The 14237-nt window shown below is 42.1% G+C and carries 14 protein-coding genes and 1 pseudogene; 5 read left to right on the top strand and 10 right to left on the bottom strand.

Features of this window, described 5'->3' with window-relative positions; all coding sequences use genetic code 11:
• Positions 1 to 134: 134 nt before the first annotated feature.
• Together dhaK and J2T20_RS00090 are read right to left on the bottom strand one after the other, a co-directional pair.
• A complete protein-coding gene (gene dhaK / locus J2T20_RS00085) occupies positions 135 to 1898 on the bottom strand; it encodes a dihydroxyacetone kinase subunit DhaK (protein ID WP_307584405.1) in 1764 nt (587 codons plus the stop codon).
• Positions 1899 to 3038: a glycerol dehydrogenase gene (locus J2T20_RS00090; RefSeq protein WP_307584406.1), complete on the bottom strand. Its 1140-nt coding sequence runs from the start codon at positions 3036 to 3038 to the stop codon at positions 1899 to 1901.
• 189 nt (positions 3039 to 3227) lie between these two features.
• Here J2T20_RS00090 and J2T20_RS00095 point away from each other — a divergent pair, with 189 nt between their 5' ends.
• The gene (locus J2T20_RS00095) at positions 3228 to 4262 is read left to right on the top strand and encodes a PocR ligand-binding domain-containing protein (protein WP_307584407.1); all 1035 of its coding nucleotides are present in this window, start codon (positions 3228 to 3230) and stop codon (positions 4260 to 4262) included.
• Between the two features lie 100 nt (positions 4263 to 4362).
• On the opposite strand, the gene J2T20_RS00100 is transcribed toward J2T20_RS00095, so the two are convergent.
• Together J2T20_RS00100 and J2T20_RS00105 are read right to left on the bottom strand one after the other, a co-directional pair.
• Positions 4363 to 5304, bottom strand: a complete 942-nt coding sequence (locus J2T20_RS00100; RefSeq protein WP_307584408.1) for an NADP-dependent oxidoreductase — start codon at positions 5302 to 5304, stop codon at positions 4363 to 4365.
• Between the two features lie 42 nt (positions 5305 to 5346).
• Positions 5347 to 5826 carry a MarR family winged helix-turn-helix transcriptional regulator gene (locus J2T20_RS00105; protein ID WP_307584409.1) on the bottom strand — a complete coding sequence of 160 codons (480 nt, stop codon included), beginning with the start codon at positions 5824 to 5826 and terminating at the stop codon, positions 5347 to 5349.
• A 215-nt stretch (positions 5827 to 6041) separates the two neighbouring features.
• On the opposite strand from J2T20_RS00105, the gene J2T20_RS00110 reads away from it, so the two are divergent.
• The 4 genes from J2T20_RS00110 to J2T20_RS00125 all read left to right on the top strand — a co-directional run bounded on the left by J2T20_RS00110 (position 6042) and on the right by J2T20_RS00125 (position 8925).
• Positions 6042 to 6332 (top strand): hypothetical protein, encoded by a 291-nt coding sequence (locus J2T20_RS00110; RefSeq protein ID WP_307584411.1) that lies wholly within the window; start codon positions 6042 to 6044, stop codon positions 6330 to 6332.
• 157 nt (positions 6333 to 6489) lie between these two features.
• Positions 6490 to 7245 (top strand): MerR family transcriptional regulator, encoded by a 756-nt coding sequence (locus J2T20_RS00115; RefSeq protein ID WP_307584413.1) that lies wholly within the window; start codon positions 6490 to 6492, stop codon positions 7243 to 7245.
• A gap of 17 nt (positions 7246 to 7262) precedes the next feature.
• The gene (locus J2T20_RS00120) at positions 7263 to 7904 is read left to right on the top strand and encodes a GNAT family N-acetyltransferase (protein WP_307584415.1); all 642 of its coding nucleotides are present in this window, start codon (positions 7263 to 7265) and stop codon (positions 7902 to 7904) included.
• Positions 7905 to 7914: 10 nt separating this feature from the next.
• Positions 7915 to 8925, top strand: a complete 1011-nt coding sequence (locus J2T20_RS00125) for an alpha/beta hydrolase family protein (protein WP_307585073.1) — start codon at positions 7915 to 7917, stop codon at positions 8923 to 8925.
• A 71-nt stretch (positions 8926 to 8996) separates the two neighbouring features.
• Here J2T20_RS00125 and J2T20_RS00130 read toward each other — a convergent pair whose 3' ends face one another.
• The 6 genes and pseudogenes from J2T20_RS00130 to J2T20_RS00155 all read right to left on the bottom strand — a co-directional run bounded on the left by J2T20_RS00130 (position 8997) and on the right by J2T20_RS00155 (position 14057).
• On the bottom strand, positions 8997 to 9269 hold the full coding sequence (locus J2T20_RS00130) for a hypothetical protein (RefSeq protein ID WP_307584417.1): 273 nt from the start codon (positions 9267 to 9269) through the stop codon (positions 8997 to 8999).
• A 467-nt stretch (positions 9270 to 9736) separates the two neighbouring features.
• Positions 9737 to 9820 (bottom strand): annotated as a pseudogene (locus tag J2T20_RS00135) (RNA polymerase subunit sigma-70); the annotation flags it as partial.
• 141 nt (positions 9821 to 9961) lie between these two features.
• Positions 9962 to 10942, bottom strand: a complete 981-nt coding sequence (locus J2T20_RS00140; protein ID WP_307584419.1) for a phosphotransferase — start codon at positions 10940 to 10942, stop codon at positions 9962 to 9964.
• Positions 10943 to 11045: 103 nt separating this feature from the next.
• A complete protein-coding gene (locus tag J2T20_RS00145; protein WP_307584421.1) occupies positions 11046 to 11681 on the bottom strand; it encodes a hypothetical protein in 636 nt (211 codons plus the stop codon).
• Between the two features lie 109 nt (positions 11682 to 11790).
• The gene (locus J2T20_RS00150; protein ID WP_307584423.1) at positions 11791 to 12579 is read right to left on the bottom strand and encodes a HipA family kinase; all 789 of its coding nucleotides are present in this window, start codon (positions 12577 to 12579) and stop codon (positions 11791 to 11793) included.
• Between the two features lie 14 nt (positions 12580 to 12593).
• A complete protein-coding gene (locus J2T20_RS00155) occupies positions 12594 to 14057 on the bottom strand; it encodes a hypothetical protein (protein WP_307584425.1) in 1464 nt (487 codons plus the stop codon).
• Between the last annotated feature and the right edge of the window lie 180 nt (positions 14058 to 14237).

Genomic DNA, 14237 nt, shown 5'->3' on the forward strand with positions numbered 1-14237 from the left:
CATGCGATTCGATGCCACGCTCTATTATCCTGCCACCCTGAGTTGCGGTTTCTAATATGAAATAAGGCTGCCCACCAGCTGTTAAGCTATGTGGACAGCCTCTATTATTTTCAATTGGTGTTCCCAGGTGTATTCTATTTCATTTGATCCGACAGCTCCTTGAAAATAACGCCCAGTGAATAAGCTCCAGCATCCGGATAACCAAGACTTCTATCTCCGACAGTTCCTGCGCGTCCCATACGGGCTACGATATCTTCTGTCTTTTTGGCGCCTTCTATGGCTGCTTCTGCACCTTTCGCAAAGGCGGACTTGAAAGTATCTCCCTCCACAGCGCTCTTCGACCAGGAATCGGCACAAGGTACAAGAGCATCAATTAAGGTTTTATCACCTACTACTGCTCCTCTGCCAAAGGTACGTTCACCGGTGGTTTGTATACCTTGTACAGCAGCCTGCAGCATATCAGCGAACTCAGCAATACTCAGTTCATTTCTAGCACCCGCAGCCTTAGCCGCTGAGCGGAACGCAGAACCCCAAATCGGCCCGGAAGCCCCGCCGCAATATTCCATGATAACCAGTGAACAAGCATTCAAGAACGTTCCGATATCTGTCTTGCTGTCTGTCAAAATGTGATGCCAATCTCGCTTTAACTGCCGAAAGCCTTTAGCCACGCTCATCCCAAAGTCTCCATCACCAGCATGGGAGTCCAGTTCACAGAATGGTATTTCATTGCTGATAATAATTTCGCTCATCTTATCTACCAAATAAACGAAATTATCCAATGTAAAGGTATCGCCTTTCATTATGGAGTACTCTTCAGGGGTCTCTGTCTCGAAGGAAACCTCTGCATCGGTGGTCTTGTCCTGAGTGATATCTACATACTCAACACTTTCCGTAGGACCCGAAACCTTGAAAGCAGGGGTGTCACTTTCCTTGAATAAAAGCATTTTGAGTTCCTCGTCCAATTTCATAATGGTTACAGAGGCTCCGGCCATATCAATACTTGTCATATAGTTTCCAACAAAGGTTTTACAAATCTTAATGTTGTTCTTCCCGGCTAATTCCCGCATAACCGAATTATTTAAAAGATACAGCTCTAATAACGGGGTTCCCCCAAATCCGTTAATCAACAAGACAATCTCTGAGGGGCTATCGTTATCCAACTTTAGATCCTTCAGCAGCGCTTCAACCATTCGCTCCGCCATGCTGTCGGCTGTGCCAACCTTTTCGCGTCGAATCCCCGGCTCCCCGTGAATACCTACGCCATATTCCATTTCATCTTCAGCAATGTCGAAGGTTGGTGTTCCTTTAGCAGGAACCGTACAAGAGGTTAATCCAAAACCAATACTGCGTACGTTTGCTGCCGCTTTCTCCGCAGCGGACTTTACTTCCTCTAAACTCCGTCCCTCTTCTGCAGCCGCTCCGGCAATTTTATGCACCAGTACGGTACCTGCAACTCCCCGGCGTCCTACCGTATATAAACTGTCTTGCACCGAAATATCATCATCCACTCGAACATAATCCACTTGAATTCCATCTTCTTCTGCTAAATAAGCAGCATTCTTGAAGTTCATCATGTCCCCGCTGTAATTCTTAATGATCATTAAGGTACCCTTTTTACTAGCGGTTGCTTTAATCGCCTGATACACCTGAATTTGCGACGGAGAAGCGAAAATATCTCCGCATACCGCTGCGTCAAGCATGCCTTTACCAATATAACCTGCATGTGCAGGCTCATGGCCGCTGCCGCCCCCACTAATTAAGCTGACTTTGTTCTCGTTGATTTCTTTTTTCTTGATAATTTTATACTTCTTCACAAACTCAAGCTCCGGATGTGCCATAGCTATTCCGTTGCACATTTCTATGACAATGTTCTCCGTTTGATTGATGATTTTCTTCATTTACTGGGCCTCCCGGCGTGCTTTATAGTCTTGGCCGATTCTGTCTGCCGTAGCAATCGCTGCTGCAACTTCCTTTACTGTGATAGGGAACGGCATAGAATGAATCGATTCTTCAGGAATGCAGGCCTTTTCAGCGACTTGCAGCAATTCCTCTGTAGTAATATGATCTACGCCGATATCAGCTAAACACACCGGTAATCCTACCTCTAGGCAAAAATCCAATACTTGGTGCAATTCCTCAGTTGGAGCATTCTCAAGTACTAATTGGGCAAGTGTACCAAAGGCAACCTTTTCACCGTGATAAAAGGAATGTGTTCCTTCCAGAATCGTTAAGCCATCGTGAATCGCATGAGCCCCGCCCAAGCCCGCGCTTTCGAAACCAAGACCCGATAATAAAATATTCGTCTCTACTATATTCTCGAGCGCCTGTGTAACCATATTGCAATCACTTGCGATCTTCGCTTTCGCTCCGTCCTTAAGCAGCATTTCATAACATAAAGTTGCCAGTGCAAGCGCTGCATTGGTTCCTACTGCCGGTGAGCAATACCCTTCTCTTGTGCCCATTGGGAGGCTGGCATTGACTCTGGAATAAGACTTGGATGTCGCTCTTGCCTCAAAATAGGTAGACAAAGCATCCCCCATACCTGCCACAAGAAAACGTGTAGGTGCATTCGCAATAACCGTCGTATCAACCAGAACAACACTTGGGCTTTGCTTGAAATAGGCATAATCATCAAAAGCTCCATCCGGTGTGTACAGCACGGCAGAATGGCTTGTCGGTGCATCTGTGGCAGCAATGGTAGGACAAATAATCAAAGCTTCTCCTTGTGCCACACATTTCGCCGCATCAATGGCTTTTCCTCCGCCAAGTCCGATTGTGCAGGTACAGCCTTTTTCAGCAGCAATTTCCTGCAATCTGGCTACTTCCTGCCGGGAGCATTCTCCCTTAAAACCGCTTTCAACAAAAGTTATATTAAACTTTGCAGCCGTAGCCTCAAGCTTATCCTTTACCCGCTTCACATCTTCTGGATGGGCTATTAATAAGGCAGATGAACCAAAAGAATTTACAAAATACCCAAGGTTCAATAATTCGTCTTCCCCTTGAACATATTTAGTTGGACTAATGAATGCTTTTCTCATAATTCTGATCTCCTCCTGTTTTAGAACAAATTTAATACTTTATTTAATTAATTAGAGTATATAGCAGGTTTTTACTCTTGATAGTGGAAGTTCATAACTAATAATTATAATTCTCAATCGTAATTATTTGCACTAGACTCAAACAATGGTATCCTATTGTTATAAGCCCGGCTTTGGAGGTGTAATATTTTGATTCATGAGTCCTTACGTATTAACAAAATTTTGGATCTTAAGAAGTGGAAGCGTCTTCAAGACTCGTTGGCTACAGTTACTAAACTGGCTATTTTAACTGTTGATTATAAAGGCATACCCGTAACCAGTCACAGCAGCTGTCAATCGTTCTGTCAAAATGTGCGGAAGGATCCTGAGCTGCTGCCCTATTGTCAAAAATGTGATTCACGCGGCGGACTTGAAGCCGTTCGATTAAACGCTCCTTACGTGTATCTGTGCCATTTCAATATCGTGGATATTGCCATTCCAATCACTGTCGATGATAAATACCTTGGTGCTGTCATGGCAGGACAAGTTAAGCTGTCAGACCCTGAAAACGGGCATGATCTGGAGCAAATTGTCACTTCGAAGAATAAATCGTTACATCTTCTTAAAGAGAATCATTTGAAGGAACACTATGATAATATTCCAACCATGACCTATGAAGAAGTCGTTAAAATATCCAACATGCTATTTCTCTTATGCAACTATATTATCGAAGAAGCACTCAATAAAAATCTGCTGGTGGAGATGTTCGAGAAAGCTTCTGGAAATGATGAGACCATGAATATTTCAACGATCCTGCCCGGCTATACCATTAAAAATATTGAATCCGTAAAAAAAGAAATGACTAACGCGATCGCGGATGCCTATCTAAAAAACACATCAAATGATACAAGTATCTGTACAAATCCGATTTTTAAGCCCGCCTTTGAATATATTTATAACCATAAAAGCGAAAACATATCATTAACTCATATGGCTGAACTGTGTCATATCAGTCCCAGCTATTTCAGCAGACTGTTTGCGAAAGAAACGGGAGAAAACTTTACCAGTTATTTGGCAAAGCTTAAGGTTAATTGGGCAAAACAGCTGTTAGAAGTAACGGATATGCCCGTTTCTCAGATTAGTGATGAACTTGGCTTTAATGAACCGGGTTATTTTATAAAAACCTTCAAAAAAATCGAAGAAATTACGCCTGCCATTTACCGCAAATATTATAGAGAGACTTAGCTTAGTAGTCAGTCCTAACTAGTCATCATTGCAAACAAAAAAAACGGCTCTATGCCGTTTTTTCACTATATATGGAGGCCTTAAAGGATTTAATAACACCTTATTCCTTCGAATTCAGATCTAATAAAATTCTTCCTTGGCCGTGTCTGCTTTCGCTTTGCTTATGGGCTGCTTGGACCTCACGAATCGGATAAATGTGATCGATCTTTGCGAGAATTTCTCTATCTGCAATGAGTTGAGCAATTTCCTGAAGGTTCTCATAGGTAGGAAATTTCGTGTTGAATTTAGCTGATACGCCGTACTGCTTCGCCGATTCTTGGGAGGGTGCCTGAGTCAGGGAAACCAAGATACCTCCCTTTTTCAAAAGAGCCCACGATCTCGCCTCAGTGTCTCCGCCAACAGAATCGACAATCAAGTCAACGTCCTTCGCAACGTCCTCAAATGGAGTTGTAGTGTAATCAATCACAATATCCGCGCCCAATGACTTTACAAATTCAATGTTACCCGTTGATGCAGTTGCGATGACAGTGGCTCCCTTACGCTTGGCTAATTGAACAGCAAATTGTCCGACACCGCCGGCTGCCGCATGAATAAGCACCTTTTGTCCGGTTTCCAATTCACCTTCGGTGAACAAGGCTTTCCAAGCCGTATCTGCTCCTGCCCGGATCGTTGCCGCGTCTTCAAATGAAAGAGAATCGGGCATGGAAACCAGCTCATGAACCGCAGCAATGCCGTATTCAGCATAGGCCCCTTTTACACTTCCAAATACACGGTCACCTGCTTGAAAGGCAATTACACCCTCACCCACAGATTCAACAATACCGGATACGGAAGAGCCCGGAATATACGGAAATGTAATTGGGAAAACATTTTTCAGCCACCCGTTACGAATCTTCCAATCTAATGGGATTGCCGCCGCGAAAAGGATCCGAACCAATATTTCACCGGCCTGCGGTTGCGGACGTACAACTTCCTCCAACGTCAACCTTTCGGCACCGCCATATTCATGAACTTGAACGGCTTGCATTGTTAATCTGGACATAGGGTTTCCCACCTTTTCTATTCATAATAGTCTGCAGATCCCTTATAACTTATCAATGGTAGATGCGATTTTTAACGACAGTTTTACGAACAGTTCTTTTTCCTGCTCCGAAAGGTCTTGTACTGTAATATCTTCTAACGTACTCCATACTTCTACGACTTTACTCTCCAGATCACGACCCGCCTGCGTAAGCGACACAAGGGTGACGCGTCCGTCTTCTTTCGAACGACTTCGGGTAACCCAACCGGACTCTTCCAGGCGCCGAACGGTCTTGGCAACGGTGGAGTGATCCAGCCGAAGAGTTCGACCTAAACAGTGCTGCGGTTGGTTATCCTTATCCCATAATTGCAAAAGCATAATTTCCTGCCCGGCGAACAAACCAACCTCACGTAACAACTGGGTAGCTAATCCCCGGTGTGACCGTGCTAAAGCAAATATAGCGAAGCTGGCTGGGTATCGATCAACTGCACTAAATTCTTCTTCCTTTGTTTCTGTTGGTGTGCCTCCGTTTTGCTGGTTCATGGATAATCTCAACTTCTCCCTCGGACTGTCTTATCTCGCTCACATTGGTTGCCGGCAACATAAATTTACCATAAATATAAGTGGTCGGCAACATATTTATTTATTTCTTTGCTGGTCTCGGTATTATGGCGGGTTTCTCGCATAAAAGAGAAGCATATAGTAGAATAATATCTGAGTTGTACAATACTTAGTAAGAAGTTAGAGGTGTATTCAAAATGGCTATTAGTTTCACTAAATCTGTCTTTAGTCGGTTAAATCAAGAAATCGCTGATATTGAATCGAAAATATTGGAGCAAAAGAAGAAAAAAGACAAAGCTCTTCTTAAAATAAATCAATTGGAGAAAGACTGTAAACTAAGCTCTTCTGCCAGTGATTTAAGCAGTAAAATGAGTCGAATTAGCAAATTGAAAGAAGACATCAAAAAATTCAGCTATCTGCAACGTGAACTCTCTAAAGAACTGGCTAAAAAGAAATCTACACTAGCTCAGATTCCGCCTGCGGAATAATCCATCCATGAAATAGAGGCTCCCTAATGGTTCCACCGAACTTTGGTGGGGCTTTTTTTGCATGAATAATACACTACATAATTCTTTCCTTGACCTTAGGTCAGACCTAAGGTTTATAGTTGGGATATCAAATAATATATAGATAAGGAGTAGCGAATTGAAAGAGTTCATTACCATAAGCGAGTTGTCGACACTGCTGAATGTTTCTGTGCATCAAATACGTTATTTTGAAGAGAAGGAAATTCTGTTTCCAGCTTACACCGACTCCAATAAGTACCGAATGTATGGCATTCCTGAGATTTATCAGTTGTCCCATATTTTACTGCTCCGTAAACTGAACGTCCCTGTTATTGAGATTAAAGAATGTATGGCCTCCTTCACTCCCGATGATTATCATCAGCTTCTGAGCAATTCCTTGAAGAAGGTTCAATCTGAGATGGATCAACTGATTATGCTCCAGCAATTCATTCAAAAGATAGTAAAGGAGCATGCTGAGTTTACTTCTCCGGAGAATCATTATCAAATCAAACTTATGGAAGACAGACATTTGAAACAGTGGATTAGATATGAAATACAGCATAACCTCAATGCTAGAAACCTATATGAAAATAAGCCGAAGCTGCCCGATTTATTTGAAGCTGATCTGCACTATGTATATGATTCCACTCAGATAAACCTTTGTTATGAGGTTATCGCTCCTTCCGACATCCTCTTAGAGAAAGGCAATTATCTCTATAAACATCTTCTCGTATCTTCAGAGCAAGATATAGAGGATGAATTCCGGCTACTTGAATACTATCTAAAGCAACATCAGGATATGGAGCCGGGGCAAATTATCCTTTTAGAGAAATCTTACCTTTCCATGTTCAATAACCACAAACTACATTATGAAATACAAGTTAGAATCAGTTAAATTTAGGGAGGTGCTAGATGAGCATAAATCGGATTGAAGTGATTACTCGCCAAGATGAAGATCATGAATCAGTATGTGAACTTATAGCAGATTCATTTCAAAGTAAGTTCCGAGCACTAGTCAATCTGGATAAACATCAACTGATCAAGCTATTGGAGAGCATTTGGATTTATGATTCTAATGATCTATCTTCAATACAAGTAGTGGCCAAGGAACACGGGAAAGTGGTCGGTACTCTTAGCCTGAAATGGAGAAGAACCCGCTCTCCTAGTAATGGGGATAGGCAAATTCGCTTCAAACCACTCTTCAAGCAGTTCGGAACCTACAACGTATGTAAATTGATAGCCGGGACGCACTTTTTAGAGTATCAGCCCCAAGCAAACGAATGTTATATTGAGCATTTGGCTGTTCACTCAAGCCATCGCAATCAAGGAATTGGCGGACAACTGTTAACCTGGGCACAACAATATGCCCATTGCTCTGAATTCAACAAATTATCTCTTCATGTAGCCCGAAAGAACGAACAGGCCATTCACTTATATGAGAAATTGGAATTTGGTATCGAAAGGACTAACTATAATCTGATAAGACATTGTTTATTTCAAACCCCTGTTTGGCATTTGATGGCATGGAAAGGGAAAGCATTACTCAATCCTTAGGAGTGAAATGATGAGAAGATCTATCAAACTAACTATCGGGATATCAGCGGCTATATTCGTTGCCTTGGTTCTCTTCATATTGAATCAAAACTCATATCAAATGACTGAGAAAAAAATAGAAATCAAAACGCCCCAAGGACTACTAACGGGAACGTTAGTGCTGCCGGAAAATCACTCAGGAAACGTTGGGCTAGTCGTCTTTGTTCATGGGGATGGCCCCATTAATGACTCCTACGATGGCGGATATAAGCCTTTATGGGAGAAGTTCGCTTCTGTCGGTTACGCATCATTGTCACTCAATAAACCGGGAGTTAACGGTTCTCCAGGGAACTGGCTAGAGCAAAGTATGGAGGATCGTGCACAGGAAGCCATCTACGCTATTCACTGGGCTCAATCTTTATCGATGATAGATGACACAAGAATCGGCTTGTGGGGAGCAAGTCAAGCGGGTTGGGTGATACCAAAGATCGTTAGACAAGAACAGGATATCGCCTTCAGTATCTTAGTATCCCCTGCAATAAATTGGATTTCTCAAGGTAGATATAATACAAAAAGGCAGATGGAAAATGAAGGTTACTCCGTACAGGAGATTATGGAGGAAGAACATTACAACGAACAAGTTCTGAATATCCTAAGAGAACAATCGTCCTATACGGATTACCTGAATATGACTCACAGGGGAGACATAATTCCCAGCGATAGGTGGGAGTTTATATCCAAGAATTTCCAATCAGATGCTACTGCGGAGTTGACCTTCTTTAAGTCCCCTGTTCACTTGGTTCTGGGAGGGCAAGATATTCATGTTGATGTCAAGGATACTGAACTTATATACCGCCAACAAATACCCTCTAATTTACTCTCTGTATCCCTCTTGCCCAATGCCGATCATTCCATGTTAAAAAAAGAGCTTGCTACATCTGAAATCAGAATCTACCTGACGGCCTTATTTTCCCCAAAAACAATGTTTGATGATCAATATTTAACGAATCTATCTCAATTTGTGAGCCAATTCAAGCCATAAATATATCCTTCTTTACCCACTGTACAAATAAAAAAAGTTGGCGGACTCACATCCAACCAACTTTTCTTAGTCTAGACAGCTCTCAGTTTCCACGCTACAAGCTCTTTAAATTTTTCTTTGTAATTCGTATCATTATTTTGATTTAATATTTTTAAAATTTCATCTGAACTGATAAATACACTCTTACCATAGTAGGTTATTTCCCATTCATAATCCGTCTCTGTTTTTTTACACACCGTGACCAAACCCTTGCATACTTTATTCGCCTCGTCGTTATAAGCCTGCATAGCCTTTGAAAAACACTCAAGTTTTTCCATATCAGCCGATTGTAAAATAAGACTCACTCATTCAGCCCTCCTATATTTCGTATGTATGCTTTAACATACTACTATTTAATGGGTTAAATTGGAATGGGTGTAAAATGTCGTAAATAATTTGCCGAAGAAGATCATAAAATCATGCAACTTATCGATAAAGAGTGATTATCCAGGACTAGACTCATGGACAACATGTTTGCAGCCCGTGAGAAGGCTCGCTTTCTGTCTTAATAAGAAGCAAAAAGGTGATTGGCGGATATGCCTTATTAGATATTATAAATAAAAATATAATACTTTTGACAACTTGAAGAATTTTAGCCGGATTAATCATAAAAGAACAGCATCTTCTCAGTTTGAGTAAGTCTACTGCTATTCTCCAAACTTTTTATGGATTCGAACCTAGAGGTAATACCAGCCAATACCATCACTAAAACCACCGCCCAACAACAACTTCTTTCTCCCGATCATCCGGAATTTCGAGATTCCGATATATGGTAGCTATCAATCGCCTTAATGAGTCCAATCGTACTAATGGAGATCAGATCCTCCATGTCCTCGCCGATATTATCGAATTTTTGAGGTTATGGACACGATATGATGTACATTCACTAATATTCGCTTGTATATAAAAAAACGACTCCAGACACTGTTAACAGCAGGTCTGACGTCGTATGAAATTCTAGAATGACTACATCAAGAGATATAGGTCAACGCTACTATCATTTGGTTTGTTGCAGGAAATAAACGGTTTTGTCATACTCTCTTTGTAAATAAGCTGTCACATCATCCACAGACATATTTCTATATCCACCTTTATCTAAAAAGCGGGAAAAGCTATGAGGAAAAGCTAAGTCGAAATACATAAGCTCCAATTGGATGTCGTTCAACGGATTTTCCCGGAGGTAAGAATTCAGAAGATGACCAAACCAGACCGGATCCCAACCTTTTCGCCGATTCATCATCCCTTGCAGAAAACGGCCTACATCTTTGGAGGGATAGTCATATCGAATGAATTCAAAGTCGATAACATAGAGACTTGATCCCACCGTCAGGATATTGTCGCTATGAAAGTCGCCATGACACAAAAAATGCTGTTGGAGAGGAGCGTCGACCCAGCTTTTAAAAAAGGCATGCCGCTCAAGTCGTTCAACCAACTCCTGTCCTGATTGCTGAAAAAAATCGATATAGGACAGGATCATCTTTTTTTTAGATGCTCTGGAGTTCTCATACCAGTTCGCCCAATGCTTCATAGAAGATAGTTCCCTAAGATAATTGCTGAGCCACAGCCTTTCCTCAGAAGCGTATGGTCCATGTTTCGAAAGGAAGCCTAGCGATGAGGAATGCATTTTTCCAAGAAGGGCTGCCCTCCGAGTCACTACTTCTATTGTTGTTGGAGGAAACGAAGTCCCTTGCAATTTTTCTTGGAGAACATAACGGTCGCCTTCCCACAGAAAATATGGCGTACCCTTGAGAGTAGGAAAGATCTCGGGTATGTGAATCCCCTGCAATCGCAGGAAGTATTCTGCTTCCAATATAAACTGAAGGCGTTTTTCACTGGTAAAAATACTTTTCAGAACGTATTCACCCTGTAGTGATTTCACAGCCAGGACCAGCGTTCGCCCCGTTTTATGAAGAATTTCAAATTCGTAGAATGCAATTCCATATTGTGTTGAAGCGGTTTGCAGCAACTGGTGAAACATAAAGAATCACCTCGTCAGGCTAAAATGGAAGTCCGTTCGTTACACCAGATTGCCTTACAAAAAAAACGGCCTCTTCCGGGTCGGAAGGGGCCGGCTGCCTAAATTAGTGGTCGTCGTCGCTAGATGAAGAGCAAGAATCCGAGTGGGAACCGGAATCACAAGGACAGTGATTGTCACAAAATACCCAATCAGCATAGAGTACACTTGCTTGCGGATCTGTACCCAACACACCGGAGTATCCGTAATATACTCGATACAGGGTAACCAGTTCTGCAGGTATTGCTGTTAAGAATGCACCAGACCAGTTGCCCGAAAAACCAACAACACTGGAAATTTCCAGCAATCCGCAGATCGGCTCGCAGCTGTCTTCACAGATTTTAAAATCGCCGGTTGCCGTCAAACGGATAACAGAATCAGATAGTTGATAGTTATCAAATGTTTTTTCAATACGCAGGCACGACATCGGATCCACCTTGAACCAACCAAGATGAATTTCATTCTCCATAACTTCAAATTTTTGTACAGAATTACCATTACTGTAGTTTACACCTGCTACTGAAGGGTAAGTGTTAGGCGAAGGACATAGGCCGAGGGTCACTTGCGCTTCCAGCTTTTTGTCAGTCGGATTTTTCAGAGTAATGATAAGTTTGTCGTTAGGAACAATAATGTTAAAGGGCGGTACATAAACAGGACCTGTAGTTAAAGTGACATGTTTCTGTTCCTTGTGATCGAATTTCATTTATAAGCACTCCTTTTATCATATATTGGATGTGTTAATTCATCCTGCTACTATTAAATGCTCGGACCAAGGAAATGTAACGGCTGATATTCTAGTTAATTAACATATATTAATCGTGATCCTCCTGCGTCCAGATCGGAAAATTGTCCCTTACTTCCTCCAAAGCACCCCGAACGAGCTTTCTCCTGCACAGTAAAAAATCAATCAAACCAGTCACATCTTCCCGGGAGATCTTCCACTGTCTAGGAAGCCCCTTTACCGCTTCAATGACCGCTTTTTCACTAACCCTTTCGACTAATGAAACATAATGGCCGAACGGGTCCGGACTATCAATATAAGGAACAAACATTTCATATAAGGGCCCCCAGAATATATCCATTCTATTCACATCGTCCATACATTCTTCTTTGTCCCAATCTGGGCCAAAAAAAGCATCCGAATGATCTATCATTAGAATTTTTCGCTGGTCCGGTAGATATAATAGATTGGACTCTGCGATATGCCGGTCCCAATTATTGATCCAATGATCAAATACTATCATCCCAGCTGCATGATATAGATTTTTGCATAATGCCAAATTGACTTCCTCAAACGAGGTCGTCCCTTGCTCGAAATATAAACTGCCTAGATGCAAGCCTGCAGGGATATCCAAGCTTTTGAGCACAGGGAACATATCTACTAGATCTCTTGTTATCTGGATAATGCGATAGGGGGCAATCGGCAATCCAAGCAAATTCCCTAGACGATATGCGATCAGCTCGTTGGCCAATATACCAGAACCGGATTGATTATTAATGAATTTAACAACATAAGTTTGACCATCCTCGCATTTGAACAGATGCGGGAGTGACCATCCTTGTTCCATGGGTCTAATGTATTGCACAGCCAGGATGTTCATCGGTCCCCAACCTCTTAATCGTAAGGTCCATACCACTCCCAGCTATTGTGGTCGTCCCTAACGTAGTATTGATACTTGCCATCCTTACATGCAATGGCTGTCAAATGCAACTCATCATTCTCTATTAAAATTACTTCATCATATTTCTCTGTGCCGAATACTTCCGGGCCAAACCAAGGGTGCTCGGGAGCGTCGTTGTTTCTCCACCAATGACCAAGGCCCCCCTCCTTCATCGGGGTAACCACCTCGAAATTACCGTAGCTGCTCTCCAGTAAAGCGGGCATTCCCGTGACACCTTCCGCAAATGCTTCCGATTGGAACCATTCACCGCTATCCTCATCTCTCCAATAATGCACAAGCCTGTTATCGCTTCGACATACCGCTTCAAGATTGCCGAATCTGCTCTCTAGTGCTGTTAATCCCTTGATTTTTCCACTTCCAAATGCATATGGGCCAAACAAGACATCTCTAGTTCTTCCTGATTGATTTTCCCTCCAGTACAGCAGTCCACTTTCCTCTGAGGCGGCAAGCCACTCTATTTTTGCGCCATTATATTTGCTTCTACGAATGAGATAGGGCATTTCGCCGAGATATTCTTCCATAAATCGTTCTTGATAGTCGGGATCTAGCTGGATTTTCCGTTTCATAACCTCACGGGCAAAGCTTCTTGTTTCATCCTTAAGGTTCCGATAGACCGGATGAATAAGAGCGCATTCTGGTTGGAAATTCATAAGACTGATCATTTCATCGAGTGGAAAGTGCGGCCGATAACGAATGGTTGATGAGACATCCTCCCGGTAAGCATGCAATTTATAGCCCAGCCGTTCAACTATCGTGGCAAAGACAAGCTCATCCACTCCGAAGGCCCTTGTATCGCGGAGGTTACTCTTTAACAATTCATACAGGTCATCATGTAATAAACGAAGGACCAATTTCCTGCTGTATACCTGCCCTACGTTAAAGGACTCCCTATAAGGTTCGTTCCCGAGCAGGGGTATCCAACGGTTGATTTCCTGCCTAAGTTGTACTAGGCAATAAAAATCATCATCTGGTATTTTTGTATCGACGCCCAAATAATCCTTGTCTTTCATTTCGGTAAGAATGTACTGCTCAAAGCCTTCTCTAGCAAATAAAACATCCGAATCTAGATTGATCAGAACATCGTAGGCATAGTTAATGTCCTCGAGCCATTCCATGACTTCAACCATATATATTGCGGTTACCCCGTAATATAATTTTCTGCTGGTCGGGCATACCGGATATCCCAGACCTTTGCATAATTCTGGATCATCTCCTCCGTTATACAAGACGACAGAACTGTTAGGACAGTAACAGCGGATATTGTCTAATAAATCGAAGATAACCTCTCTGCGATTGTGCACCAATATGGCAAAACAGATTTTTTGACGTGGATGGTCCGTGTACTCAGAATACGTTGAATAGTCCGTATATTCAGTATAATCACTGCTTTCTGTCACATTTAATCACCTTCCTTATGTTGTACCGCTTTTATTCTATTGCTAATCCTGAATTTTGATTGGGTAGTTACATATTTCCCCATTAACTTTAGTGAAAAATATACGTATATCCCAAGCAACCCTGTATTTTAGATCATATGGTGAAAAGAAAAAGATGTATTGGAAGGGAGGGGGGTGATT

Source organism: Paenibacillus wynnii (assembly GCF_030812855.1).
GTDB classification, from domain to species: domain Bacteria; phylum Bacillota; class Bacilli; order Paenibacillales; family Paenibacillaceae; genus Paenibacillus_AQ; species Paenibacillus_AQ wynnii_A.

Bases quoted from the DNA above. Each gene is read 5' to 3' on its own strand.
- J2T20_RS00100 (WP_307584408.1), bottom strand. From the start codon at position 5,304: ATGTCCAGATTAACAATGCAAGCCGTTCAAGTTCATGAATATGGCGGT.
- J2T20_RS00090 (WP_307584406.1), bottom strand. From the start codon at position 3,038: ATGAGAAAAGCATTCATTAGTCCAACTAAATATGTTCAAGGGGAAGAC.
- J2T20_RS00140 (WP_307584419.1), bottom strand. From the start codon at position 10,942: ATGTTTCACCAGTTGCTGCAAACCGCTTCAACACAATATGGAATTGCA.
- J2T20_RS00105 (WP_307584409.1), bottom strand. From the start codon at position 5,826: ATGAACCAGCAAAACGGAGGCACACCAACAGAAACAAAGGAAGAAGAA.
- J2T20_RS00125 (WP_307585073.1), top strand. From the start codon at position 7,915: ATGAGAAGATCTATCAAACTAACTATCGGGATATCAGCGGCTATATTC.
- J2T20_RS00150 (WP_307584423.1), bottom strand. From the start codon at position 12,579: ATGAACATCCTGGCTGTGCAATACATTAGACCCATGGAACAAGGATGG.
- J2T20_RS00120 (WP_307584415.1), top strand. From the start codon at position 7,263: ATGAGCATAAATCGGATTGAAGTGATTACTCGCCAAGATGAAGATCAT.
- J2T20_RS00110 (WP_307584411.1), top strand. From the start codon at position 6,042: ATGGCTATTAGTTTCACTAAATCTGTCTTTAGTCGGTTAAATCAAGAA.
- dhaK (WP_307584405.1), bottom strand. From the start codon at position 1,898: ATGAAGAAAATCATCAATCAAACGGAGAACATTGTCATAGAAATGTGC.
- J2T20_RS00145 (WP_307584421.1), bottom strand. From the start codon at position 11,681: ATGAAATTCGATCACAAGGAACAGAAACATGTCACTTTAACTACAGGT.